A 21835-nucleotide genomic window follows, 5' to 3' on the forward strand; every position below is an offset into this window, starting at 1 on the left:
TTATTTCCTTCGCCCCCATCTATGCACACGAAACCAAGAGCGATCCCCGAACTCCTCGCCCCTGCGGGCTCATGGGAGGCCCTTCTCGCCGCGGTTGCGGCCGGAGCCGATGCGGTGTACCTCGGCGGGACGCATTTCTCGGCGCGCCAGTACGCCGCCAACTTCGACGATGCCACCCTGGAGGAAGCGGTTGTGTATGCCCATGCCCGCGGCGTCAGGGTATACGTGACCGTCAACACCCTCCTCCACGACGCCGAACTCCCGGCGGCCGCGAGGTATCTCCTCTTCCTGTACGAGATCGGGGTCGACGCCGTCCTGGTCCAGGACGTCGGGCTTCTCCGACTTGCCAGGACGATTGTTCCCGACCTCGCCCTCCATGCCTCGACGCAGATGACGGTCACCAGCGAGGCAGGGGTGCGCTGGGCCGCGTCACACGGGATCGAACGGGTCGTCCTGGCCCGCGAACTCCCACTCGCCGAGGTGGAGGGGATGCGGGACGCGGTCGAGGAGACCGGGGTTGGGCTGGAGGTCTTCCTCCACGGCGCCCTCTGTTATGCCTACTCGGGCCAGTGTCTCCTCTCGTCGGTGATCGGCGGACGGAGTGGGAACCGGGGCGCCTGCGCCCAACCGTGCCGAAAGCCCTACACCCTGGTCCGTGGCGACCCGGACCTCTACGGCCGCCCGATTGGGTTCAGGCCGGTCAGGCTCCCTGACGCCTATCGTCTCTCCACGCGCGACATCTGCCTGTACCCGGCCCTTGAGGAAATAGTCCGCGCTCCCATCGCTTCTCTCAAGATCGAGGGGCGGATGAAGACCCCGGCCTATGTGGCCACCGTCGTCTCGATCTACCGGCGGGCCCTCGACGCCCTGGCCGCCGGCCAACCACTCCCCGACCCCGCCGCTGCGGAGCGCGACCTCGCCCTCGCCTTCACCCGCGGGTTTACGGGGGGCTACCTATGCGGCGAGCGGCACCGCGGGGTGATCGGCCCTGAACGCCCTGACAACCGCGGGGTGACCCTCGGCACCGTCACGGCCTTCTCTGACCGGAGGATGGAGGCGACCGTTGCCCTGACCACCGGCGATCTGCTCCCTGAGAACGGCGACGGGCTTGCGGTGAGGTGGCCGGGCGGGGAGTTCGGGCTGGTGGTGCGCGGGACGCCGCGGGTGCGGGACGGCAGGACACTCAGGCTCAGATTCCCGCAGCCTGCCCCGGCCGGCGCCGAGGTTGCGGTCACCCGTCGGGCCGCCCTGGAGGCGCAGGCCACCGAGATCGTCCGTTCCGGACGGCAGAGTGTCAGGATCGACGCTGCGGTCACCTGGGAGGAGGACGGCACGCCGGTGGTGGCCGGGATCTGCACCCCGCCCCACGGGGAACACGTTACGTTCAATGTCCGGGCCGACGCACCGATGGGCCTGGCCAGAACCCGGCCGCTCGACGCCGATGGGATCAGTGACCATCTCACCAGGACCGGCGGCACGCAGTTCTTCATCGGCCGCCTCGACCTTCAGTACCCCGGCGGCCTCTTCGCCCCGGCCTCATACCTCAACGCTCTCCGCCGGCAGGTGCTGGCCGCCGTCGGTTCGGCCCTCGTCGCCGCCGCCCGCCCACCTGTCGATAATATTGCCGCCGCCCGCGAGCGCCTGGCCGCGCTCCTCCCGGACCTGGAGAGGAGCGCCACCCCCACCCCGGCAGTGCGCCCGGCCCTCGCTGTGCTCACCGACATCCTTACAGGAGTGGCTGCCGCCTCCGACGCAGGGGCCGACCTGATCTTTTTCGAGCCCGCGCCGCCGACATGCCGCCCGGAGACCTTCGAGGAAGCGATCAGGTCCGCCGGCGACCGGCCCCTTGTCTGGAAATGGCCGCGGATCGTCACCCGCACTTTCCTGGACACCGCCCCCTCTCTCCTCTCCGCCGCCCATGCCGCCGGGATCGCCGGGGTGATGGTCGAGGGGCACGGATGTGCCGAGGCCGTGCGCCGGGCCGTGCCCGGCATGCCCCTTTACGGTGGATCCGGGCTGAACATCTGGAACCACGTCTCCGTCGCTGCCCACCCTGACTTCGCTCTCCTCACCCTCTCGCCGGAACTCTCGGGTGAAGAGATCCTTACTCTCGTCTCTCGCCTCCTGGTCGGTTCTCCCGCCCCCTCTCTCCTCGTCCAGGGGACCGTCGAGGCCGCGGTCACCGAGGACTGTCCGCCCGCCACTGCCCTCGGATGCCCGGCCGGATGCAGCGGCATGGCCTGGGCGCTCAAGGACGAACGGGGGATGGTCTTCCCCCTCAGACCCGCCGGGGCGTGCCGGACCGCGATCGGCAACGCCGTCGAGACCTGCCTCCTCGACTACCTCCCCGAACTTGCCGGTGCCGGGGTGGCGACCTTCATCATCGACGCCAGATGGCGCGGCCCCGCCTATGCCGGGGAGATGACCGGGCTGTATCGTGAGGCCCTTGCCGGTCCGGAACGCAGGGCCGACCTCGAACGCCTCAAAAAAGAGATAAAGAAACATGCCCTCGGCGGTATCACCGCCTCTTCATATGTTCACGGTACCCGCGCCTGATCAGGGCAGGTTCCCCTCCCCGGTCCACTCCCGCTGCCGTTCCTCGCTCATCTCAACCAGGATCTCGAAGATCCGGCGCACCTGCACCGGGTCGACCTGCTTCTCCACCGCCGCCTCAAAGGCCGCCTCCAGCAGTGCCTCCCGCCGCTCCTCGTCCCGCACCGCCGCCCCGGCCAGATACTTCTCATGGGCCATCCGCACCGCCGCCGCCTGGCGCGCCGTGATGAGGTCGATGATTCCGGCATCGATCCGGTCGATCTCCCGCCTGACCTCCTCGATCGTCATGACTTTTCCTCTGCTCTCACCCTACAAAACGGTGCCGACCCACAAGGATAAACCCCGGGACGGCGCACTTCTTGTATATGCTAGAGAGAATCCCGCAACGCGAACGGCGGGACTTGCTCGTGGCCTGGGCGGCGATCGCCGTCGCCTTCACGTTCCTCTATCTTCGTGACTTCGCCAACCCGGTGGGACTCCTCATCGTCTTCGTCCTCTCCCTCCTCACCGTCGGGATTGGTTTTGTCCTCCACGAGCTCGCCCACAAGTTCGCCGCGATGCACTTCGGCTACTGGGCCGAGTTCCAGAAAGACAATGTCATGCTCCTCATGGCCGTTGTCCTCGCCGCCCTCGTCGGGGTCGTCTTCGCCGCACCCGGCGCAACCATGATCTACGGTGCCACGACCAGACGGGAGAACGGACTCATCTCGGCCGCAGGCCCGGCAACCAACCTCGGTCTCTGCGCCCTCTTCGCCGGCGTCTATCTTGCGGGCCTGAGCCTCCAGTCTTACTGGGTCGTGATCCTCGGGGTGATGGGTGTCCAGATCAACGCCATGCTCGCCGCCTTCAACATGCTCCCGGTGAGCGTGCTTGACGGGAAAAAAGTGTTGGCGTGGAACAAAGGGGTCTTTGCCGTCCTCTTCGTCGCTTCGTTCGGGGCGGTCATCGCCGCGCTGACATTCCTGTAGTCCGGATGGAGACGACCTCCCCGACCACCTCTCCCCCTTTCTCTTTTGCCTCGGTCAGTGCGGTCGGGTGGCCGCTGATCCCGCCGTACTCGTCCATGTTGTTCGCGATGACATTGTCGTAATACTCGAAACCCGTCCCATTGAAGAACGCCGTCACCATCGGATAGGCCGAGTCGAAGACATAGTCCCACTTCTGCCCGGCCGTCGAGATGAAAACCCCCTTGTGCGCCCGCATATGCTCGTCGGTGAAAAAGAGATCCTTGAGCACGAACTTCCGCGCCCAGAGGAACTGCGCCCGGTCGATGAGTCCTTTCAGGTCGGCGGTGATCCCCATCGAGTAGATCGGGGAGGCGACGGCCAGGACATCGGCCTCCTCGATCTTTTTGAAAAGTATAGTAAGGTCGTCCTTCACCACGCAGACCCCCAGGGTGTGGCAGGCATTGCACCCGCGGCAGGCCGAGTACTTCAGTTCCCTGAGCACCACCTTCTCGACCTCGCCGCCCGCCTCTTGTGCCCCTTCCAGGAAGGCGTCGAGGAGGGTCTCGGTGTTCCCGTGCCGGTGCGGACTGCCCGAGATCCCGAGCACCTTAACAGTCATCGCCGAACCGCTCCCTCAGTTCCCTGACCAGATCTTTACCAAGCGTCTCGGCATCGGCCGCGGCCGACGGGTGCTCCTTCACCTCGCCGGCATGGTCCACCCCCTTCACCATCAGGTACGAGATGTCGGCGTCCCTGATCTCCATCACATGATAAAAACACTTCACGGCCGGCACCGCTGCGTCGAAGACATCTTCCCAGGTCTGCCCGGCCGTCGAGAGAAAAACCCCGAGGCGTCTGCCTTTCCGCTCGGGCGGGACCACCGGCAGGTGGAGGACATATTTGCGCGACCGAAAGACCTGGGCGCGGTCGATGAGCGCCTTGGCCTGAGCGCAGACACCCATGCAATAGATAGGGGCCGCAAGAATGACACAGTCGGCGTCCAGAAGTTTGGGGCCGAGCCAGTCGAGGTCGTCGCGCTGCACGCACCGGTTCAACCGTTCGCAGGCATTGCACCCCCGACACGGTCTGACCGTCACCTCGTTGAGGGTGATCTTCTCAACCTCGATCCCGGCCCCGCCTTTGGCCTGCATGGCGGCGATCACCCAGTCGAGAAGCGTCTCTGAGTTGCCGTGCCGGCGCGGGCTGCCGGCGATGGCGAGGACATGGAGCACCATTACAGGTTCTATCTCCCGGAACCACAAAAAGGTTGGCGGTCAGGCCTCCTCCCGGTACCAGAACCGCCCGACGGGAACCCTGATCTCGAAGCGTGCCCCCTCGCCCTCCCGTCCGGTCTCGACGATTACAAGCCCGGTCAGGGCGAGAACTTCGCGAGAGAGGAAGAGCCCGAGCCCGGTGCCATGTCCGGCCCCGTACCTGAAGATGTCTTCTTTCTGCCCTTCCAGGATCCCGACGCCGTTGTCTTCATAGATGATCGTGACTTCGTCCCCTGCGGGCACGACATGAACGCGGGCTCTGCTCGCTCCCTTACCGTGACGGATCGAGTTGTCCACCAGGTTGTAGAAGACCCGTTCGAGGAGGGGGTCGGCGAGGATCTCGAGGTCTGGCGGAACTTCGACCTCGAAGGCGAGATCGGTGGGCGAAAGTGAGGCGAAGGCCCCCTCGATCTCCTCCCTGACTCCCTGCCAGGTCGGTCCCTTCACCCCGAGTTCCTGGTAGTCGCGGGTGAAATCGACCTGCCGTCTGATCCGCTCCGAGGCCCCGGCGATCTTCTCCAGATACTCACCCGCCTCTCCACTCTGGCGGGCGAGTTCGAGGTAGCCCTGGAGGACGGTGAGCTGGTTGAGGAGATCGTGGCGGAGGACCGAGTTGAGGAGGTTGAGTTTTCGGTTCGCCTCATGGACCGCCATCTCCATCGCCTTGCGTTCGGTGATCTCGGTCCCGTACAGGTTTACGTACTCCCCCTCGGGCACCGGGACACAGGTGACTGAATAGTCGGCACCGTCGACCTGAAAGTCCTGGCGCTTCCCCTCTCCTGCGGAGAAGGTCTCCCTGACAAACGTCCAGAGTTCGTCAGGTACCATGCCCCCCTCCTGGATCCCCCAGAGGTCCATAAAGTGCCTGCTCGCGGGGTTTGCGTAGAGCACCGTCCCGTCTGGGCGCACCCTGAGTACTGGTTCGGGAGATTCTTCCGGGAACTTCGCCAGGTCTCGTGCCTTCTCTTCAGCAATTTTACGTGCGGTGATGTCGTAGAGGAACCCTTGAAGGGCTGCCGGCTCCCCTTGTGCGTTCAGGATCGTCTGGATCTGTTCGTGGACCCACCTCGACGTCCCGTCCTTCCTGACAATCCTGAGGTCCATGGCCCCGGCCCCATGCTTCTCAATAAGGTCGGCAAGAAAGGTATCGAAGGCTTGTCGGTCATTGGGATGGACGATCTCACGCCAGTCCACCTCTCCCGACAGGAAGATGTCAGGGGTATACCCGGTGATCCCTTCTACATCCCCAAAGATATGGGCCGGACTGAGGTCCGGCTTCGCCCTGAAGGCGATACCCTGGAAGTTCTCCAGGAAGACGCGATACTTTTCCTCGCTCCGCCTGAGGGCATCCTCCATCGCCACCCGCTTGGTGACATCCCGTCCGATCCCTGTGGTTCCGATAACTGTCCCGTCCGGTCCGGTGATCGGGGTCTTCACCGTCTCGACCCAGGTCTCGAGACCGTCGGCCCGGCTCAGCGGTTCTACCAGGAACCGTCGTCTCCCTGAGGCCATCACCTCCAGATCCTCCTCGCGGTACCGCTCGGCCAGGTGCGCCGGCCAGACCTCCCGGTCGGTATGCCCGACGATCTCCTCACGCCTGCGTCCAACGAATTCTTCGAACGCCCGGTTGACGGCGATGTACCGACCTTCCCGGTCCTTGAGCCAGGCATAGTCGGGGATGTTGTCCAGGATCGCCTTCTGCACCACCTCGCGCCGCTTGAGTTCCTTCTCAGCCGTCACCCGGGCCGTGATGTCGGTAATGAACCCTTCGAGGGCGACGAGGGCACCGTCAGATCCCTGAACCCCCCGCCCCTGTTCCCAGACCCACCGGTCGCTCCCGTCGGCGGTCGTGACACGGTATGTAACCCTGAAGGCTGTTCCTCTCTGCACCGCCGACTGGATCTCCTCCCAGACATAGTCGCGGTCTTCCTCTCTGATCAGGTCGCCGTAAGAGACCCGTCGGTTCATTACCAGGTCTTCGGGGGTGTAGCCAAGCACCTCTTCGCTCCCGTCGCTCACGAACTCCATCGTGTACGTGGGATCGTTTCTGCACCGGTAGACCATCCCGGGCAGGTTGGCCATTAGGGTGGTGATTTGCCGTTCCCGCTCTTTGAGGGCCTCGCCGGCGCGGCGCCCCTCGTAGGCCTCCAGGGCCGCCCGCACCATCTCACCGGTCCCGCCCGCCATCCCGCCGACCGACCGCGTCTCGATGACCACCGACCGGTCGCCCTCCGAAGGGACGACGAGGAGGTCGGGTGGTGTCTCGCTCCTGAGCACCCGCTCGAAAAAGTCCGGTCCCGTCTCTTCGAGCGGGGCGATGACAACTTCGTAGCGCTGGCGGTCGAGTTCGGCCAGCGCTTCATCAGGCCCCGGAACAATCGTAACCGGGGCCTCCTCTGTCCGGGGCCTGGGACTCTTCCCGACGATCAGGACGCTGGCCCCTTTTTGTATCGTCTCCATGGCTCAAAAGGCAGGGGCCGCTGAGGCTTCCTGCTCAAATCTCCTTAAAACAGAGGTACCAGTCCTTGCAGTCGTACCCCTCTTTTGCCCGCCGTTCCATCTCCTCCGCCGTTTTTGGCGGGGGGACGACGACTTTTTCACCTGGCTGCCAGTTTGCCGGGGTCGCCACCCCGTGCTGATCCGTGACCTGGAGGGCCTTGACCAGTCTGACGATCTCGGGGATAGAACGCCCGTTGCTGAGCGGGTAGTAGATCATCGCTCGCATCTTCCCATCGGGATCGATGAAAAAGACCGTGCGCACCGTCGCCGTGCTGCTCTGGCCGGGATGGATCATCCCGAACTTCCGCGCCACCTGCATGTCCAGATCGGCGATGACCGGGAAGGGGATCGTCACTCCCATCTTCTCCTTGATGTTCCTGACCCAGGCAAGGTGGGAGTGGACGCTGTCGATGGAGAGTCCGATCAACTGCACGTTCAGGCTCTGGAGTTCGTCGTTCGCCTGTGCCAGGGCCATGAACTCGGTCGTGCAGACCGGCGTGAAGTCGGCCGGGTGTGAGAAGAGCACGACCCACTTCCCACGCAGGTCCGAGAGTTTCAGCGGACCCCGGGTGGTCAGGGCCTCAAAGTCGGGCGCCTCCTCCCCGAGGATGGGGAGGGAGTGTCTCTCCTCCATATCTCGTCCCCCCTCGATCTTTCGCTCTAGTCCATGAACTCCTCAAGCGCGGCTTTCCCATAGACGTAGGCCGGCATCCCGGCCAGGAGGAAGGCAACCCGCAACCCCTCCTCGATCGCCTCCTTCTTCACCCCCAGGTTCTTCGCCCCGGCCATCTGAGCCCGCACTGCGTGGCGGTCGCGGAGCGACGCGGCGATCGCGATCGCGAGCACTTTTTTCGTCTGTTTGGAGAGCGCCCCGTCGGCCCATACCAACTGGTCCAGGCCCATCACCTTCTCATAAAGGTCGGGTTCCATCTCCTTGAGTTCGGCAAAGATCTTTGGCACCTTGCCGATCTTCTCTTCCAGTTCTTTCAGTTTCTGTTCCATTTTCATCACTCCCGGAGGACCATCGGTTCGCCGCAGCAGACCAGTTCTCCTCCTCCGACTTCTTTGACTTCGACCACGTTCCCGCAGATCTCACAGAGGAAGACCTGCCCTATCTCTTCGACATTGGCCATTAGTTATCCCTCACTTTCGTTTCGGGGGGTGGACCGCGTCTTCGGGCGTCTTGATGTCGGGCCTGATGTGAGTCATGGGGAAGCACTGGTACTCCTCGCAGGCACAACTCGGGCACTTGACCAGATCTTTCTCGGCATCGGTCACCTTCAGTTCCCGCCCACAGTCGATGCAGATGTACTTGCCGGGCCCCACCCGCTCCCCGGCTTTTACTTTCTCCGGTTCCTCTGCTGTCACGCTCTCACCGGCGGAGGATTATAGTCGCTCTTATATAATTCTTCCCGGCACGGGAGGGGGGTGGGGGGGCGGGCCAGGCATAGATAGATATAGGCCGGGACAGAGGAGTCATCCATGCCCGAAAAGATCATCGCTCTTCTGGGGAGCCCGGTGAGGGGGGGCAACACCGCGTATCTCTTTAACAAAGCGGTGAAAGGGGCCGAGGCGGAGGGGTGCGAGGTCGAGAAGGTGATGGTTCCTTCCCTCAACTTCCAGCCCTGCATGGAGATCCTCCACTGCATGGCCCATGAGGACTGCCAGATGCAGGACGACCTTACGCCGTATTATCAAAAGTTCAGGGAGATGGACGGCCTGATCATCGCCACGCCGATCATGACGATGGGCATCCCCGGCAAACTCAAGTCGTTCATGGATCGGTTCCAGGTCTTTTACATGGCCAAATATATGCGGAACAACTCGTTCATCACGCCCGAGCACCGGGCGCGGAGGAAGACGCTCTTCATCTGCATCTCGGGGATGGACCTGCCCGACAACTTCGCCGGGGCCCTCCAGACGACGCGGGCCTTCTGCGAGATCATCGACTGTCCGTACTGGGACGGAGTCTTCCAGCGGGATATGGATCATGTCAGGGACATCAGGACGCGCCCCGAGGTCGTCGAGGCGGCGTACGAGAAGGGAAAAGAGCTCTGTCGCCTGGTCAGGAGGGAGGACTGACCGCGCCGTCCTCCTCCTCGCCGGGCTCGATATGCACGATCACCTCTGTCATGCCGGGCACGGCGGCGATGATCGCCGCTTCGATCTCAAGAGTGAGCGCATGTGAGGTCTGCACGCTCATCCTGGGGTCGACGGTGACGTGGATGTCGGCCCGGCGGTCACCGGCCCCGCCCCGGCACCTGAACCGGTGGTAACCCTGGACGCCTGTGATAACTGTCACGGCCTTCCGCACTGCATCTTCGCAGTTGACGGTGGCGGCGTCGGTGAGGATCATCCCGGCGTCCTTGAGGATAGAGAGCCCCATCTTCCCGATGATCGCCCCGATGGCCAGGGCGATGAGGGGGTCGGCGAGCGGGTAGCCGAGACAGACGAACCCGAACCCGCCCAGGACCGAGAGGGAGACGAGGATGTCGCTCTGGGTGTGTTTTGAATCGGCGATGAGAAAACTGCTTCCCAGTTCTTCGCCGGCACGGCGTTCGTACCAGGCGACCAGGATGTTGACGACGATCGTCGCCGCCATGACGCCGATGGTGAGTCCGGTGATATTCGGGGCCGCCCCGGTGGTGATCCTGGCCAGTCCTTCGGTGATCACCCAGTAGGCAGTGAGGAGGAGGAGGCCGCCGACGACCAGGGTGCCCATCGTCTCGAACTTGGCGTGGCCATAGGGGTGGTTCTGGTCCGGGGGCATGGCGGCGACGGTCATGGCCGCGATCCCGATGATGTTGGAGACCGAGTCGAAGGTCGAGTGGAGGGCGTCGGCGACCATGGACATCGAACCGGCGAGGAGGCCGAAGACCGCCTTGGCCAGGGCGACGATGATGTTGGCGATGAGGATGAGCCAGAGTACCCGCCTGGCCCGTACGTACTGCATGTCCGGAGTAAGTTGACGTCTCGATATTTAGGGTTTCACAGAAGGCCGCGCTCACGCATGGAGAGGTGATTTTTCCTGGTGAGAATGATATGGTCGAGAACCCGGATCCCCAGGATCCCGGCGGCGTCGAGGAGTTGTCTGGTGATGGCGATGTCCTCGCGGCTGGGTTCAGGGGATCCTGAGGGGTGGTTGTGGACAAAGACCACGGAAGCGGCGCGGTCGGTGATGACGTCGGCGAAGACTTCGCGGGGGTGGACCGGGCTGTAGTTGAGGAGGCCTTTGGTGACGACGCGGTTGCCGACTACCTCGCCGGCGCCGTTGAGGGAGAGGCAGACGAAATATTCCTGTTTTCGCTCGGCGATGTGGCGGACGAGCGGGATGACGTCTTCGGGCGTGCTTATCCGGATGTCTCCGGGAACAAATCGCCGTCTCGCGAGTTCGAAGGCGGCGGAGATCTGGGAGGCCTTGGCGGCGCCGACGCCGGGTATGGCGAGGAGGTCGGCATAGGCGGGAATGCCGCCGGGGGGAAGCGTCCCTTCGATCGCCCGTGCGACCTCGAAGACATCATGACCGGGGCCGCCGCTCCCGATGATCGCGGCGATGAGTTCCCGATCGGTGAGGGCCTCGGGCCCTCTGACGGCGATCTTCTCCCTGGGACGGTCGAGGGCGGGAACCTCGGAGATCCGTTTCATCATCAGGGCATTCATCGGTATCAATGATATATAAATGTTTGAATGTTGTCTATCTGGAGTTTCAGGCGGTCTGAGATCTCTCTAATCCGATTGCGTGGCGTTGAATGGGTTTTTCTGTATCCTGAAGGCAGAAAGTATTTTTAGCGGGCGCTCTGAAGAGATACGTATGGCAACGATGGAGAACCTCAAGGATGCATTTGCCGGTGAGTCGCAGGCGAACAGAAAGTATCAATCTTTCTCCGAGAAGGCAGACGAAGAAGGTTTCCCGAATGTCGCACGTCTCTACCGTGCGGCTTCCAGGGCCGAGGCGATCCATGCCCGCCGCGAACTCAGCGTGATGGGCGGGGTGAAGAGCACGGCCGAGAACCTGGAGGGGAGCATCGCCGGCGAGACCGAGGAGTTCACCGAGATGTACCCCGGCTTCATCGAGGAGGCGAAGCAGGAGGGAAACACCGAGGCAACGGTCATCTTCACCCATGCGATGAAAGCCGAGCAGGTGCATGCCGGGTTGTACACAAAGGCTCTGGAGGCGCTGCAGGCCGGCAAGGATTTCGAGGGTGTCGAGGTCTTCCTCTGCCCGGTCTGCGGGAATATCGAGATCGGCAAACCTCCGGAGCGGTGCCCGATCTGTGGGGTGCCTGGTGCGAAGTTTATGACGGTGGAGTGAAGGCTCTACCTTTTTTCGTGGCAATCAACTGAAACGAATATTTCATGAGGGATTCTGCAGTGAACTCCTCGATAGTTTTAGAGTGAGACAGGGATATTTTTTAACGCGGTTGTCAGAGATCAAGGGAAGACCATGAAAGAGACAACGCTGACATCCCGCCTGGTCGGCGATGCACAGAATATGGGGATCGATCTCTTCGGCGTGGCAGCGGCCGACGGTTTTTCTGATCCCGAATATCTCGGGAAACGTCCGGGGGATGTCTTTCCAGGTCTCGCGTCGGTCGTCGTCATCGGGGTGGCGGTGCCGAAGGGGGCGATCAGGCCTCTTCCGCGAGGGAGGGCACAATACACGAACACCCTGATGGCCGGGACGGCGACCCTGCGTGTCGCCGCCTTCGCTCTGGCCCGCACCCTCGAGGCCGAAGGGTATGGGGCGGCGATCGTACCCTGTGAGGGAAGTGAGTTCGGGTACTGGTATGCTGACCGGCAGACGTTGATGGCAGATTTCTCGATGAAATATGCCGCGTGGCTCGCAGGCCTCGGATCGTTTGGGAAGAACCATCTCCTGATCACAGAGGCGTACGGGCCGCGGGTGCGCCTGGCCGCGCTCCTCACCGACGCACCTCTCGAACCCGGCCGGCCGGTGGGTGGCCTTCTTTCCGAGCAATGTGCCGGGTGCACACGGTGCATCGAGGCATGTCCGGTCGGGGCGTTCACCCATGAAGGGATCGACCGTCAGAAGTGTGCGTCCTATATGTTCGGCGAACTCGGGGGTCTGCGGTGTGGGATGTGCATCAGGGCGTGCCCTCTCGCCGGAGAACACAGGGGCGGGAGTGTTCATGAGTGATCGCGGCCCTGTATCCGGCGGACCATATATCAACAATTTTTGATAGGGCGGGATCACCGCTTCATTGCCGCCCCCCGGCGCGAGTGAGCGACTGAAATTTCTTCAGCCTTGTTATGGGGTGGCCCATCCGACCAACGTGCCTTTCCCCACGCTCGCGTCGGGAGGTCTCCCCTCGGAACCCCGGGATTGCGATTGGATCGGGCAGGCAGCGGGGGATCATGAAGAGGATGGTGTCGCTCCCGACGTTCTCTTCACGCGAGGATAGAGAATTCTCTCGTTCAAGGGCTCTATTGAAAGCCTCTTCTGGAGTGACCATGCGGGGCTGCTCACACCCTTGCCCCTCTGTGATGGATCGGCAGAGGACAGGGACCCCCTCCGAACAATCACCGGCCGCCTTCCCGCCCGACCGCAGCATCTTCACCGCTGTCTCGCACCGGGGGGCGTTGCCCCCCGGACCCCCCACGTATGAAGATAGCCGAGGGGCGGCAAATGAACAGTATCCTTCAGGTGCCCTGTTGCAAGGAGAGGAATCAAATATCCCTCCCCACTCAGGAAAACTGCAACGAGAGATTTTCATCACGTATGCTTGAGCCGGGGGTTCATGCCAGATTCAACAGAGCCCGTTCAAGGGTATTCATGTTGATGACCTTTTGTTCATGAATCGCCACCAGACATTGGGGATGTTTGTGAGCGGATCCAATGGTGTGAATCGGCCATAAAAATTCTTAGATGTTTATTCAGGAGATTTATGATGGTTTTTTGGTGGCTATCAATTTTCATTGGCCTTCAAAAGATAAATAAAAAGATATAATTCTCTCCGCAGAGACTATCCGTCTGGGTTCTCAGATGCAGAAAGAACAGCAGAAAAGATGGCCGATCGGATATATCCTGATGATTGACCCGGATGAAGGGGTTCTGAACCGCATAAAAGACGCGCTCGGTTACGACGACACGCTCCCGGTCGTGACATGCCGTTCGGAGGACGAAGCACTGGCACACCTTTCGGCCGCTCCTTGTGAAGCTGTTTTTGCGAGGTACCGGATGCCGGATACCAACAGCCGCGCCTTTCTCAAGACAGTGCGGGCCCGAAACCCGGATATCCCTTTCATCTTCTTTGCGGGGACAGCACAGGAGGATGAGATCGCGGGGGTGTTCGGTTGTGGGGACGGCCTCTTTCTTCCGACCGTCGACGGAGGTCCGGCACTTGAACCGGTGATCCACCGCATGGTGGCGCATCGACAGATGATGCGCCACCTCGGCATGGCGCAGATCGCCCTCGAACGCGCCGGCGATCTGGTCTTCTGGCTGGACGCCAATGGGCGGTTCGTTTATGTCAATGATACAGCCTCCGCCCTCCTGGGTTACTCGCGCGAGGAGTTCGCAACGATGACTCTTGGCGAGATCGATCCTGCTTTTCCGACAGAGCGGTGGCCTGAGGCCTGGGAGGAGATGAAACGGCGCCGGCGTGTCTCCCAAGAGTCTTCCCACCTGACGAAGACGGGGACGGTGATCCCGTTAGAGATCAGGGGCGAATACCTTCATTTTGACGGGAAGGAGTATCTCTGTGCCGTCGCCAGGGACATCTCCGCTCACAAACAGGCGATGGCCGCGGTGCAGGAGGCGAACAAGAAACTCAATCTCCTCTCCGGCATCACGCGCCACGACATCCTCAACCAGGTCACCGCCCTCACTGGCTACCTCCATCTCCTCGACCGGGAGGCGGGGGCGCTGGACAACCCGGCGGTGCAGCAATATCTTGAACGGTGCAAGGAAACTGCAGAGACGATCCAGCGTCAGATCTCGTTTACCCGCGACTACGAGGTGCTGGGTGTGCACGGGTCGGCGTGGCAGTCGGTGGATGAGGCGGTGTGGCGTGCGGCGACCGCGGTCCTGCCTCCGGGTGTCGACCTCCGGGCTGAGACCGGGGCGCTGGAGGTCTATGCTGACCCGATGCTGGAGAAGGTCTTCTTCAACCTCCTGGAGAATGCCGTCCGTCACGGCGACGGCGTGACCGGGGTGCGGGTCGGGTTCTCCGTGGACGAGAGCGGCGGGGTCATCGTGGTGGAGGACGACGGCGCCGGCGTCCCGGACGGGAAGAAGTCTTCGATCTTTGAGGTGGGGTTTGGCAGGAAGACCGGAGGGTTCGGGCTCTTTCTGGTGCAGTCGATCCTGGCTATCACCGGGATGACGATCGTCGAAACCGGACGGGAGGGCGAAGGGGCACGCTTTGAGATCAGGGTGCCGCCCGGAGGATACCGCAAGGGGGCGGGGGGACGGTGAGGACTATCTGTACCCAGGCACCCGCATCTCTATCATCACCTCCTGCAAACCTCCTTCCAGATGTGTGGCACGGATGACGAGATGGATCAGATCAGAGATTACGTTGAGACGGCCCTGCAGGAATCAGGTTCCCACGGTTTTGATCATATCCTTCGGGTCACCCACCTTTGCGAGGCGATCGGCCGTGTCGAGGGTGCGGATATGCGGGTGCTTATCCCGGCCGCCCTCTTCCACGACATCGCCCGACCTCTTGAGGATGAGCGCGGGATCCCCCATGAAGAGGAAGGGGCGCGGATCGCAGAAGGCTATCTCAATGCCGTCCATTATGATGCCGACCGTATCCCGGGAATCGCCCATGCCATTCGCACCCACCGCTACCGTTCCACAGCAACGCCTGAGACCCTGGAGGCACAAATACTCTCCGACGCCGACAAACTCGACGCCATCGGGGCGGTCGGCCTCGCCCGGACATTTCTGCGGGCCGGGGAACATGGGGGTGGGATACAGGACGCCGTCGATCATATCGGGGAAAAATTGCTGAAGTTGAAGAGTCTGATGTACACGGACGGCGCCCGGCATATCGCTGAAGAGCGCCACGCCTTTCTCACCCGGTTTGTCGAGAATCTGGAGGGGGAGATGCATTCCGGCGGCCGAAGTCGCTGATCCGAAATGGCGCCGGCCCACCCCACAACCCTTTTATCTCCCCTTCACCACCCCCCTCCCATGCCAGAAGTCACCGTCTACTCAACCAGACAATGCCCATACTGCCGGATGGTCAAGGCCTTCCTGGAAAAACATGGGGTCGAGTATCGAGACATCGACGCCGGCGCCGAGGAGAATGCGGCCGCCGACCTCTATCGCATCTCCGGCCAGCTCGGCGTACCGGTCACCGTCGTCGGCGAGGAGGTGATCGTCGGCTTCGACGCTCCGCGGCTCACCGAAGTCTTCGGGGCCGAACCCGGCGGCGACACCTTCGACGTCGTCATCCTCGGCGCCGGCCCGGCCGGGCTGACGGCCGCCGTCTACACCGCCCGAAAATCCCTCTCCACCCTTGTCATCTCCGAGAACATCGGGGGTCAGGCCATGGAGAGTTGGGCCGTCGAGAACTACATGGGCTATCGGATGGTCACCGGCGAAGATCTGATGACCAGGTTCGAGGAACAGGCCAGGGGCGCCAATGTCCGCCTCGAACTCGACCGCGTCACCGGTGTGAGCAGGGCGCCCGACGGCCTCTTTGCCGTCACCACCTATGCAGGCCAGACCTTCCAGGCCAGGAGCGTCATCGTCGCCACCGGCCGCCGTTCCCGCCGCCTCGGGGTCGAGGGTGAAGAGAAGTTCTGGGGCCGCGGCGTCTCGGTCTGTTCCACCTGCGACGGCCCACTCTTCAAGGGGAGAGACGTCGCTGTCGTCGGCGGCGGGAACTCCGCCGTCACCGCCGCTCTGGAGATGGCCAGGATCGCTCACCACGTCCACCTCATCGTCCGCTCCCAACTCAGGGCCGACCCGGTCTATGCCGACCGCCTGGCTGAGCACGAGAATATCACGATGCACATGCCTTACACCGTGACCGGCCTCCTCGGCGGGGAGGTGCTCACCGGCGTGCGGATCAGGGAGGCGAAGAGCGGCAGAGAGAGGAGACTCACCGTCGACGGAGTTTTTGCCGAGATCGGTCACGAACCCAACACCGCCGCCGTCAAGGATCTGGTCAGGCTCAACGACCAGGCCGAGATCCAGGTGGACGAGAACTGCCAGACCAGCCAGCCCGGCATCTTTGCCGCCGGCGACGTCACCTCGGTGAGAGGCAAACAGATCATCATCGCCGCCGGCGAAGGGGCGAAGGCCGCCCTCGAAGTCCACGCTTACCTGATGGCCGGAGAGGTACAGGCTGCGGCAAAAGTTGCAGTCACCCCGCCGCTCATCCCCCCTCACCCCTGAAGAGCGGGTCGACGCTGGCGACCTTTTCCTCAGGCCCGATGACCACGCAGACGTCCCCGGCCTCGAGCACCGTTTCGCCGCTCGGGGTGGAGAGGACCATGGTCCCCCGGCGGACGGCCAGGACCGTCACCCCGTGGCGCCGGCGGAGGTCGAGGTCGGCCAGACTCCGCCCGTCGGCCTCCGCTCCCTCGCCGACCCTGAGGCTTTCGATCTCTGCACCGGGCTGGAAGAACCCGATGTCGTGGAGGCACGGCGCCTGCCTTGCCGTGGCCCTGAGGAAGCCGTAGCCCCCGGCCCGCACCTCGGTCGTGAACCGCTCGATCTCCTCTCTCGGCACCAGGTAGGTGGTGAGGATTCTGGTGAAGATCTCGACCGAGGTCTCGAACTCGGCCGGGATCACCTCGTCGGCCCCGAGCCTGAAGAGTTCCTCCATCTCGCTCATATACCGCGTCCTGGCGATGATCCGCAGGTGCGGATTCGCCCGCCTCGCCGTCGCCACCACCCGTCCGGTCGCCGAAGGGTCGGAGATGACGACGACGAGCGCCTTCGCCCGGTCGACTCCGACATGGTCAAGGACCGCGGTCCTGGCCGCGTCGCCGTAATAGATCGCCTCCCCCCGTTCCCGTTCCTCACGCACAGTCTCCGGGTTCATCTCGATGACGACGTACGGGATCTCGGCGGCCCGGGCGGCCCTGGCCACATGTCTGCCGCTGAGCCCGAACCCGACGATGACGATATGATCTCGCAGCACCGGTTCGTCGGGGGGTGCCTCCCTGATGTTCCCTGACCTGACCCGCTCAGGGAGGGGAAGGCGGCCAGCCCGGTCGGCGAGAGTCGGCGAGAGCCCGACGGTGAAGGGCGTGGCGATCATCGTGACCACCGCCACGGCCAGGAAGACCTGTTCGGCCCCGGCGCTGAGGAGGCCGTATTCGATGCCCACCACCGAGAGAATAAACGAGAACTCTCCGATCTGGCTGAGCGCCGTCCCGGTGAGGACTGAGGTCCGCAGGGACGAGCCGATGAGGGAGGTGACGGTGCCGGCGACGACGCTCTTGCCCAGGATGACGGCGAGGGCAAGGAGCAGGACCGTCCAGGGGTGGGCGACGACGAACCCGAGGTCCAGGAGCATCCCGACCGAGACGAAGAAGAAACTGGTGAAGACGTCTTTGAAGGGGAGGACGGTGCCGAGGGCCTCGTGGGCGTATTCGGACTCGGAGATGATCAGCCCGGCAAGGAAGGCGCCGAGGGAGAGGGAGAGTCCGGCACTCTGAGTGAGCCAGGCGGTGAAGAGGCAGACGACGATGATGGAGAGGAGAAAGATCTCGCGGCTCCGCAGCCTGGCGGCGTGGAAGAGGAGTTTAGGAACAAGCCACTTTGCCGAGACGACCACGTAGGCGATGAGCCCGACCGAGGTGACGAGGAAGGCCATGACCGCCCCGCTGCTGGGCTCACCGCCCTCCCCTGCGAGGAAGGGAACGAGGAGCATCATCGGGATGATGACCAGATCCTGGAAGATGAGGATCCCGAGGGCCGTGCGGCCGTGCGGGCTCTCCACCTCTGAACGCTCCTGGAGGAGCGAGAGGACGATGGCGGTGCTGGAGAGGGAGAGAAGGAACCCGAAAAAGATCGCATGGCCTGGTGCGAGCCCGAAGAAGAGACCGGCCGCTGCCACGGCGAGGACGGTGAGGACCACCTGGAGGGTGCCGCCGACGAGCACAGCCCGGCGGATCCGCAGGAGGTGCTGGAACGAAAATTCCATTCCGATGGTGAAGAGGAGGAGGACCACCCCGATCTCGGCGAGGTTCTGGACGCTTTGGGGATCGTCGATGAGCCCGAGGGCGTGCGGCCCGGCGACCATCCCGGTGATGAGAAAGCCGACGATGCCGGGTATCTTCAGCCGAGAACAGAGGAAGAGAATGGCGATGGAGAGGGCGAAAATGACGATGATGTCGTTGAGGATCAGTTCTTCCATGTGGAACTCCTGATCGATTTATCTCGATCCGATCAGAAGTACGTTTGCAGGGATCCCGATGCGAGGATGTGGGGGGGAAAAGCGGGAGATCAGAGAAGAGGCGTCTCCACCGTCTCCTCTGATTCAGGCCTTCTTCCCGGCACGCTGCCGGTCCTTCTCCTCGTAGCCCTCGCGCAGGAGGGTCATGAGATCCTTGACCGGGAGGTTCGTATGTTCGGAGATATGATATTCGCAGAACGGGCAGCATGAGACGACCATCCCGGCCCCGCTTGCCTCGAAGGCCTCGCCGCGTTTTTCGCCGAGCGCCGCCGCCACTTCCGGCCGGCCCGAGCGCACCCCGCCGCCTGAACCGCAGCACTGGTTCGGGGTCTCGACAAACTCTTTGACCACGGTTCTGAGGAGGGCCCGCGGCTCCTCGCTGATCCCCTGGCCGCGGAGGAGGTGGCAGGGGTCGTGGTAGGTCACGGTGAGCGGGAGCTTTGCCGGGGCCTCGCACCCGTATTTCGCGAGCACCTCGGTGGCGTCCATCACCCGAAACGGCGTTTTGTAATCGTTCTTGAGCGTCGACCCGCACCCGGCGCACATCGTCATCACGAGATCAATATCACGGGTTCTGAAGGCCTCGATGTTGCGGCGCTTGAGGTAGTCGACGAACTCCGTCTGCCCGGTCCTGATCAGGGGCGAACCGCAGCAGACCTGCTCGTGTGGGATGATCACCCGGATGCCGTTTCGTCGCATCACCGCAAGCATGTCGAGTGCGGTCTCAGGGAGACGGCCGTTGTACATGCAGCCCACGAAGAACCCGATCGTCGCCTTCACCTCGCCCTCGGGCTCGATCACCGCAGGCACCTGCTCGAGGAGGGTCGGTTTTGTCCGGTCCACACTCCGCCCGGTTTCCCTGACCATCTCGGCCACCGTCGTATGGCGCGGGAGGGCCAGGCCCTGCCGTGCCGCCACCTCGCGGAGTTTCTCGATCGCCTTGCCTGGGATCTGGATCTCCTTGGGGCAGACGATCCTGCACTGCTGGCAGGAGGTGCAGGCGAAGAGCCCCCGCGCCACCGCCTCGGCCGCCCGATTGCCGGTGTCACGGGGGTCCAGGGCCAGGCGAAGTTCCTGGCGCATCGCCGTTGGCCCCGCGAAGTCCGAGACCTGCAGCGCCGGACAGACCGAGACGCAGGACATGCACTCGATGCACTCGCGCAACGGTTTGATCGCCTCGATCTCGGCCTGCGTCGGGAACTCGGCAGATTCGGCCGGTTCGATGTGGGTGAACCGGCCCAGGTACGGCGCCAACTCCACCTCCAGGTCTCTGGTCACCGGGAGGTCGAGAGGCTCGACGACCATCCCGTCGCGGGCCTCGGTCAGGCACGCCAGGCCGGGTATGCCGTCCACCTTCACCGCACAACTCCCGCACTGCCCGGCACCGCAGCACCAGCGGTAGGCAAGCGTCGGGTCCATGGCATGGACGGCGTGGAGGGCATGGAGAACCCGCGCCCCGTCGTGGACCTCGACGGTATACTCTTCAAGGTGTGGCTGACTGTCGGTCTCCGGGTCAAAGCGCGAGACCCTGAACGTGATCTCCTTCATGCCTTTCTCTCCTCGATGGACGCTCCATGCAGGCTGATCCTGGTGTGCCCGTACGGCGAGTGGGCCGGGTCCGGGCCAGGGGGCACGTCGGTCCGGTAGTGGGCCCCGCGGCTCTCCGGACGCAGCAGGGCCGAACGGACGATGAGCAGTGCTGTGGTGCAGAGGTTCCGGGCACCGCAACACTCGATGAGGTTGCGCTCGGAGACCGCTTTGAGCGGGGCGGCGAGCAGTCCTTCGACGACCCGCTGTGTTGTTTGCAACGCGGTCGCGTCCCGCCGGATCCCGGCGCCGTCCCACATCGCACGCTGGAGGTGCTCCCGCGCCCAGGTCGGCGAAGATTCGCCCTCGTAGAAGGCGGCGAGCCGTTCCTCCTGCGCCGCCACCTGGACTTTATCCAGGACCTTCGCCCGCTCAGGTGTCTTCCCGGCTGCCTCGCCGGCCCGCTTCCCGAATACCTGGGTCTCGGCAAGGGCGTTGCCGCCGAGGCGGTTGGCCCCGTGAACTCCGCCGGCGGTCTCGCCGCAGGCGAAAAGCCCGGCCAGGCTCGTCTGGCAGGCGGGTGTGATCCGCAGCCCGCCCATCACATGGTGGGCGGTGGGGGCGACCTCCATCGCCTCCGTCCTGATGTCCACACCGTACCTGAGGAACTGGGAGAGCATCAGCGGGAGGCGCTCCTCGATCTGCCCGGCCGGCAGATGGGTGACATCCAGCCAGACGCCGTCATGGGAGGTGCCCCGCCCCTCCAGCACCTCGGTGGCGATCGCCCGCGCCACCACGTCGCGGGTGGAGAGTTCCATCCGCTCGGGGTCGTAGCGGTGCATGAATCGTTCGCCCTCGGCATTGACGAGGTGGCCGCCCTCGCCCCGCACCGCCTCGGTGACCAACCGTCCCCTGGCGTCGTACGGGTAGACCGCACCGGTCGGGTGGAACTGGACCATCTCCATATCGATCAGGTCGGCCCCGGCCCGGTAGCCGAGGGCGAACCCGTCGCCGGTCCCGGTGCCCGAGTTGGTGGAGACGTCGTAGACCCTCGACCCTCCACCGGCTGCGAGGACCGTGGCGTCGGCGCGGACCGCGATCAGTTCGCCTTTCCTGTTGAGGGCCAGGGCCCCACAGACCCGGTCCCCATCTCTGAGCAGTTCGATTGCAGCCGTCTCCTCAAGCCGCTCGACACCGCTCCCGCGCAGCCGCTCCATCAGGGTGGCCATGATCTCGTGGCCGGTCCGGTCGCCTGCATAGCAGGTCCGCGGGAAAGACTGGCCGCCGAAGGAACGCTGGGCAACCTCCCGGTCTGCAGAGGCGTCGAAGACCGCTCCCCATCTCACCAGGTCGGTGAGGCGTGCTGGAGCATCGTGAACCAGCGCCTCGACCAGGGCCGGGTCGTTGAGGTATGCTCCTCCGCGGAGCGTGTCTCCCACATGGAGGTCGCAGGTGTCGTCGTCTTTGAGGACGGCGTTGTACCCACCCTCGGCCATCGTCGTACAGCCTCCCTTCCCGGTGAGACTCTTGGAAAGGAGGACCGTCTCACCATACTGGTCGGCCTCGATCGCCGCCCTCACTCCGGCGCCGCCACTCCCGATTACGAGTACATGGCAGTCGATCACGTCCAGCGCGCGCATTCACTTATTAC

Annotated in this window: 21 protein-coding genes; 8 read left to right on the top strand and 13 right to left on the bottom strand. The window is 63.6% G+C overall.

The annotated features are described in order from the left end of the window. The first annotated feature begins 21 nt into the window (after window positions 1–21). A complete protein-coding gene (locus RJ40_RS08765) occupies window positions 22–2556 on the top strand; it encodes a U32 family peptidase (RefSeq protein ID WP_265580479.1) in 2535 nt (844 codons plus the stop codon). Here RJ40_RS08765 and RJ40_RS08770 read toward each other — a convergent pair whose 3' ends face one another. Continuing rightward, window positions 2557–2841, bottom strand: a complete 285-nt coding sequence (locus RJ40_RS08770) for a chorismate mutase (RefSeq protein WP_265580480.1) — start codon at window positions 2839–2841, stop codon at window positions 2557–2559. Between the two features lie 77 nt (window positions 2842–2918). Between RJ40_RS08770 and RJ40_RS08775 the strand changes: the two genes are divergently transcribed. Next, window positions 2919–3521 carry a zinc metalloprotease gene (locus RJ40_RS08775; protein WP_265580481.1) on the top strand — a complete coding sequence of 201 codons (603 nt, stop codon included), beginning with the start codon at window positions 2919–2921 and terminating at the stop codon, window positions 3519–3521. Here RJ40_RS08775 and RJ40_RS08780 read toward each other — a convergent pair. Genes RJ40_RS08780 through RJ40_RS08810 form a run of 7 tightly spaced genes read right to left on the bottom strand, consistent with a single transcriptional unit; the run spans window position 3496 to window position 8641 of the window. Beyond that, the gene (locus tag RJ40_RS08780) at window positions 3496–4119 is read right to left on the bottom strand and encodes a flavodoxin family protein (RefSeq protein ID WP_265580482.1); all 624 of its coding nucleotides are present in this window, start codon (window positions 4117–4119) and stop codon (window positions 3496–3498) included. The genes RJ40_RS08775 and RJ40_RS08780 overlap by 26 nt on opposite strands. Then, window positions 4109–4735 carry a flavodoxin family protein gene (locus tag RJ40_RS08785; protein WP_265580483.1) on the bottom strand — a complete coding sequence of 209 codons (627 nt, stop codon included), beginning with the start codon at window positions 4733–4735 and terminating at the stop codon, window positions 4109–4111. The genes RJ40_RS08780 and RJ40_RS08785 overlap by 11 nt, the downstream gene beginning before the upstream one ends. 39 nt (window positions 4736–4774) lie before the next feature. Further along, window positions 4775–7234, bottom strand: a complete 2460-nt coding sequence (locus tag RJ40_RS08790) for a PAS domain S-box protein (protein ID WP_265580484.1) — start codon at window positions 7232–7234, stop codon at window positions 4775–4777. Window positions 7235–7268: 34 nt separating this feature from the next. Next, entirely contained in the window at window positions 7269–7907 is a 639-nt protein-coding gene (locus RJ40_RS08795; protein ID WP_265580485.1) for a peroxiredoxin, read from the bottom strand. Window positions 7908–7933: 26 nt separating this feature from the next. Next, on the bottom strand, window positions 7934–8275 hold the full coding sequence (locus RJ40_RS08800; protein WP_265580486.1) for a carboxymuconolactone decarboxylase family protein: 342 nt from the start codon (window positions 8273–8275) through the stop codon (window positions 7934–7936). 5 nt (window positions 8276–8280) lie between these two features. Next, the gene (locus RJ40_RS08805) at window positions 8281–8406 is read right to left on the bottom strand and encodes a desulfoferrodoxin FeS4 iron-binding domain-containing protein (protein ID WP_265580487.1); all 126 of its coding nucleotides are present in this window, start codon (window positions 8404–8406) and stop codon (window positions 8281–8283) included. Window positions 8407–8416: 10 nt separating this feature from the next. Beyond that, window positions 8417–8641, bottom strand: a complete 225-nt coding sequence (locus RJ40_RS08810; protein ID WP_265580488.1) for a zinc ribbon-containing protein — start codon at window positions 8639–8641, stop codon at window positions 8417–8419. 114 nt (window positions 8642–8755) lie between these two features. Here RJ40_RS08810 and RJ40_RS08815 point away from each other — a divergent pair, with 114 nt between their 5' ends. Next, the gene (locus RJ40_RS08815) at window positions 8756–9355 is read left to right on the top strand and encodes a flavodoxin family protein (RefSeq protein WP_265580489.1); all 600 of its coding nucleotides are present in this window, start codon (window positions 8756–8758) and stop codon (window positions 9353–9355) included. Here the strand turns inward: RJ40_RS08815 and RJ40_RS08820 are convergent. Then, complete coding sequence (locus RJ40_RS08820; protein ID WP_265580490.1) at window positions 9339–10226, bottom strand: cation diffusion facilitator family transporter; 888 nt, start codon at window positions 10224–10226, stop codon at window positions 9339–9341. The two genes, RJ40_RS08815 and RJ40_RS08820, sit on opposite strands and share 17 nt — an antisense overlap. 35 nt (window positions 10227–10261) lie before the next feature. Continuing rightward, window positions 10262–10921, bottom strand: a complete 660-nt coding sequence (gene radC, locus RJ40_RS08825; RefSeq protein ID WP_394357378.1) for a RadC family protein — start codon at window positions 10919–10921, stop codon at window positions 10262–10264. 163 nt (window positions 10922–11084) lie between these two features. Here radC and RJ40_RS08830 point away from each other — a divergent pair, with 163 nt between their 5' ends. The 5 genes from RJ40_RS08830 (at window position 11085) to RJ40_RS08850 (ending at window position 16646) form a co-directional block, all read left to right on the top strand. Beyond that, window positions 11085–11585, top strand: coding sequence for a rubrerythrin family protein (locus tag RJ40_RS08830; protein WP_265580491.1), 501 nt, complete (start codon window positions 11085–11087; stop codon window positions 11583–11585). A 132-nt stretch (window positions 11586–11717) separates the two neighbouring features. Continuing rightward, on the top strand, window positions 11718–12431 hold the full coding sequence (locus RJ40_RS08835) for a 4Fe-4S binding protein (protein WP_265580492.1): 714 nt from the start codon (window positions 11718–11720) through the stop codon (window positions 12429–12431). A gap of 891 nt (window positions 12432–13322) precedes the next feature. Next, window positions 13323–14711 (top strand): ATP-binding protein, encoded by a 1389-nt coding sequence (locus RJ40_RS08840; protein ID WP_265580493.1) that lies wholly within the window; start codon window positions 13323–13325, stop codon window positions 14709–14711. Window positions 14712–14792: 81 nt separating this feature from the next. Further along, window positions 14793–15374 (top strand): HD domain-containing protein, encoded by a 582-nt coding sequence (locus RJ40_RS08845; RefSeq protein WP_265580494.1) that lies wholly within the window; start codon window positions 14793–14795, stop codon window positions 15372–15374. A 60-nt stretch (window positions 15375–15434) separates the two neighbouring features. Then, on the top strand, window positions 15435–16646 hold the full coding sequence (locus RJ40_RS08850) for an FAD-dependent oxidoreductase (protein ID WP_265580495.1): 1212 nt from the start codon (window positions 15435–15437) through the stop codon (window positions 16644–16646). Here the strand turns inward: RJ40_RS08850 and RJ40_RS08855 are convergent. The 3 genes from RJ40_RS08855 to tfrA all read right to left on the bottom strand — a co-directional run bounded on the left by RJ40_RS08855 (window position 16627) and on the right by tfrA (window position 21824). Beyond that, window positions 16627–18618: a cation:proton antiporter domain-containing protein gene (locus RJ40_RS08855; protein ID WP_265580496.1), complete on the bottom strand. Its 1992-nt coding sequence runs from the start codon at window positions 18616–18618 to the stop codon at window positions 16627–16629. The two genes, RJ40_RS08850 and RJ40_RS08855, sit on opposite strands and share 20 nt — an antisense overlap. Before the next feature lie 123 nt (window positions 18619–18741). After that, window positions 18742–20205, bottom strand: coding sequence for a fumarate reductase (CoM/CoB) subunit TfrB (gene tfrB, locus RJ40_RS08860; protein ID WP_265580497.1), 1464 nt, complete (start codon window positions 20203–20205; stop codon window positions 18742–18744). Next, a complete protein-coding gene (gene tfrA / locus RJ40_RS08865; RefSeq protein ID WP_265580498.1) occupies window positions 20202–21824 on the bottom strand; it encodes a fumarate reductase (CoM/CoB) subunit TfrA in 1623 nt (540 codons plus the stop codon). Before tfrA ends, tfrB begins: the two co-directional genes overlap by 4 nt. Between the last annotated feature and the right edge of the window lie 11 nt (window positions 21825–21835).

Source organism: Methanofollis aquaemaris (genome assembly GCF_017357525.1).
Lineage (GTDB): Archaea > Halobacteriota > Methanomicrobia > Methanomicrobiales > Methanofollaceae > Methanofollis > Methanofollis aquaemaris.

What these genes read in the sequence shown, in the direction of transcription:
- RJ40_RS08780 (WP_265580482.1), bottom strand. Translation starts at nt 4,119, where the DNA reads ATGACTGTTAAGGTGCTCGGGATCTCGGGCAGTCCGCACCGGCACGGG.
- RJ40_RS08815 (WP_265580489.1), top strand. Translation starts at nt 8,756, where the DNA reads ATGCCCGAAAAGATCATCGCTCTTCTGGGGAGCCCGGTGAGGGGGGGC.
- tfrB (WP_265580497.1), bottom strand. Translation starts at nt 20,205, where the DNA reads ATGAAGGAGATCACGTTCAGGGTCTCGCGCTTTGACCCGGAGACCGAC.
- RJ40_RS08840 (WP_265580493.1), top strand. Translation starts at nt 13,323, where the DNA reads ATGATTGACCCGGATGAAGGGGTTCTGAACCGCATAAAAGACGCGCTC.
- RJ40_RS08820 (WP_265580490.1), bottom strand. Translation starts at nt 10,226, where the DNA reads ATGCAGTACGTACGGGCCAGGCGGGTACTCTGGCTCATCCTCATCGCC.
- RJ40_RS08770 (WP_265580480.1), bottom strand. Translation starts at nt 2,841, where the DNA reads ATGACGATCGAGGAGGTCAGGCGGGAGATCGACCGGATCGATGCCGGA.
- RJ40_RS08765 (WP_265580479.1), top strand. Translation starts at nt 22, where the DNA reads ATGCACACGAAACCAAGAGCGATCCCCGAACTCCTCGCCCCTGCGGGC.
- RJ40_RS08800 (WP_265580486.1), bottom strand. Translation starts at nt 8,275, where the DNA reads ATGGAACAGAAACTGAAAGAACTGGAAGAGAAGATCGGCAAGGTGCCA.
- RJ40_RS08830 (WP_265580491.1), top strand. Translation starts at nt 11,085, where the DNA reads ATGGCAACGATGGAGAACCTCAAGGATGCATTTGCCGGTGAGTCGCAG.
- RJ40_RS08855 (WP_265580496.1), bottom strand. Translation starts at nt 18,618, where the DNA reads ATGGAAGAACTGATCCTCAACGACATCATCGTCATTTTCGCCCTCTCC.
- RJ40_RS08835 (WP_265580492.1), top strand. Translation starts at nt 11,718, where the DNA reads ATGAAAGAGACAACGCTGACATCCCGCCTGGTCGGCGATGCACAGAAT.
- RJ40_RS08805 (WP_265580487.1), bottom strand. Translation starts at nt 8,406, where the DNA reads ATGGCCAATGTCGAAGAGATAGGGCAGGTCTTCCTCTGTGAGATCTGC.
- RJ40_RS08785 (WP_265580483.1), bottom strand. Translation starts at nt 4,735, where the DNA reads ATGGTGCTCCATGTCCTCGCCATCGCCGGCAGCCCGCGCCGGCACGGC.
- tfrA (WP_265580498.1), bottom strand. Translation starts at nt 21,824, where the DNA reads ATGCGCGCGCTGGACGTGATCGACTGCCATGTACTCGTAATCGGGAGT.
- RJ40_RS08775 (WP_265580481.1), top strand. Translation starts at nt 2,919, where the DNA reads ATGCTAGAGAGAATCCCGCAACGCGAACGGCGGGACTTGCTCGTGGCC.
- RJ40_RS08850 (WP_265580495.1), top strand. Translation starts at nt 15,435, where the DNA reads ATGCCAGAAGTCACCGTCTACTCAACCAGACAATGCCCATACTGCCGG.
- RJ40_RS08845 (WP_265580494.1), top strand. Translation starts at nt 14,793, where the DNA reads ATGGATCAGATCAGAGATTACGTTGAGACGGCCCTGCAGGAATCAGGT.
- radC (WP_394357378.1), bottom strand. Translation starts at nt 10,921, where the DNA reads ATGATGAAACGGATCTCCGAGGTTCCCGCCCTCGACCGTCCCAGGGAG.
- RJ40_RS08790 (WP_265580484.1), bottom strand. Translation starts at nt 7,234, where the DNA reads ATGGAGACGATACAAAAAGGGGCCAGCGTCCTGATCGTCGGGAAGAGT.
- RJ40_RS08795 (WP_265580485.1), bottom strand. Translation starts at nt 7,907, where the DNA reads ATGGAGGAGAGACACTCCCTCCCCATCCTCGGGGAGGAGGCGCCCGAC.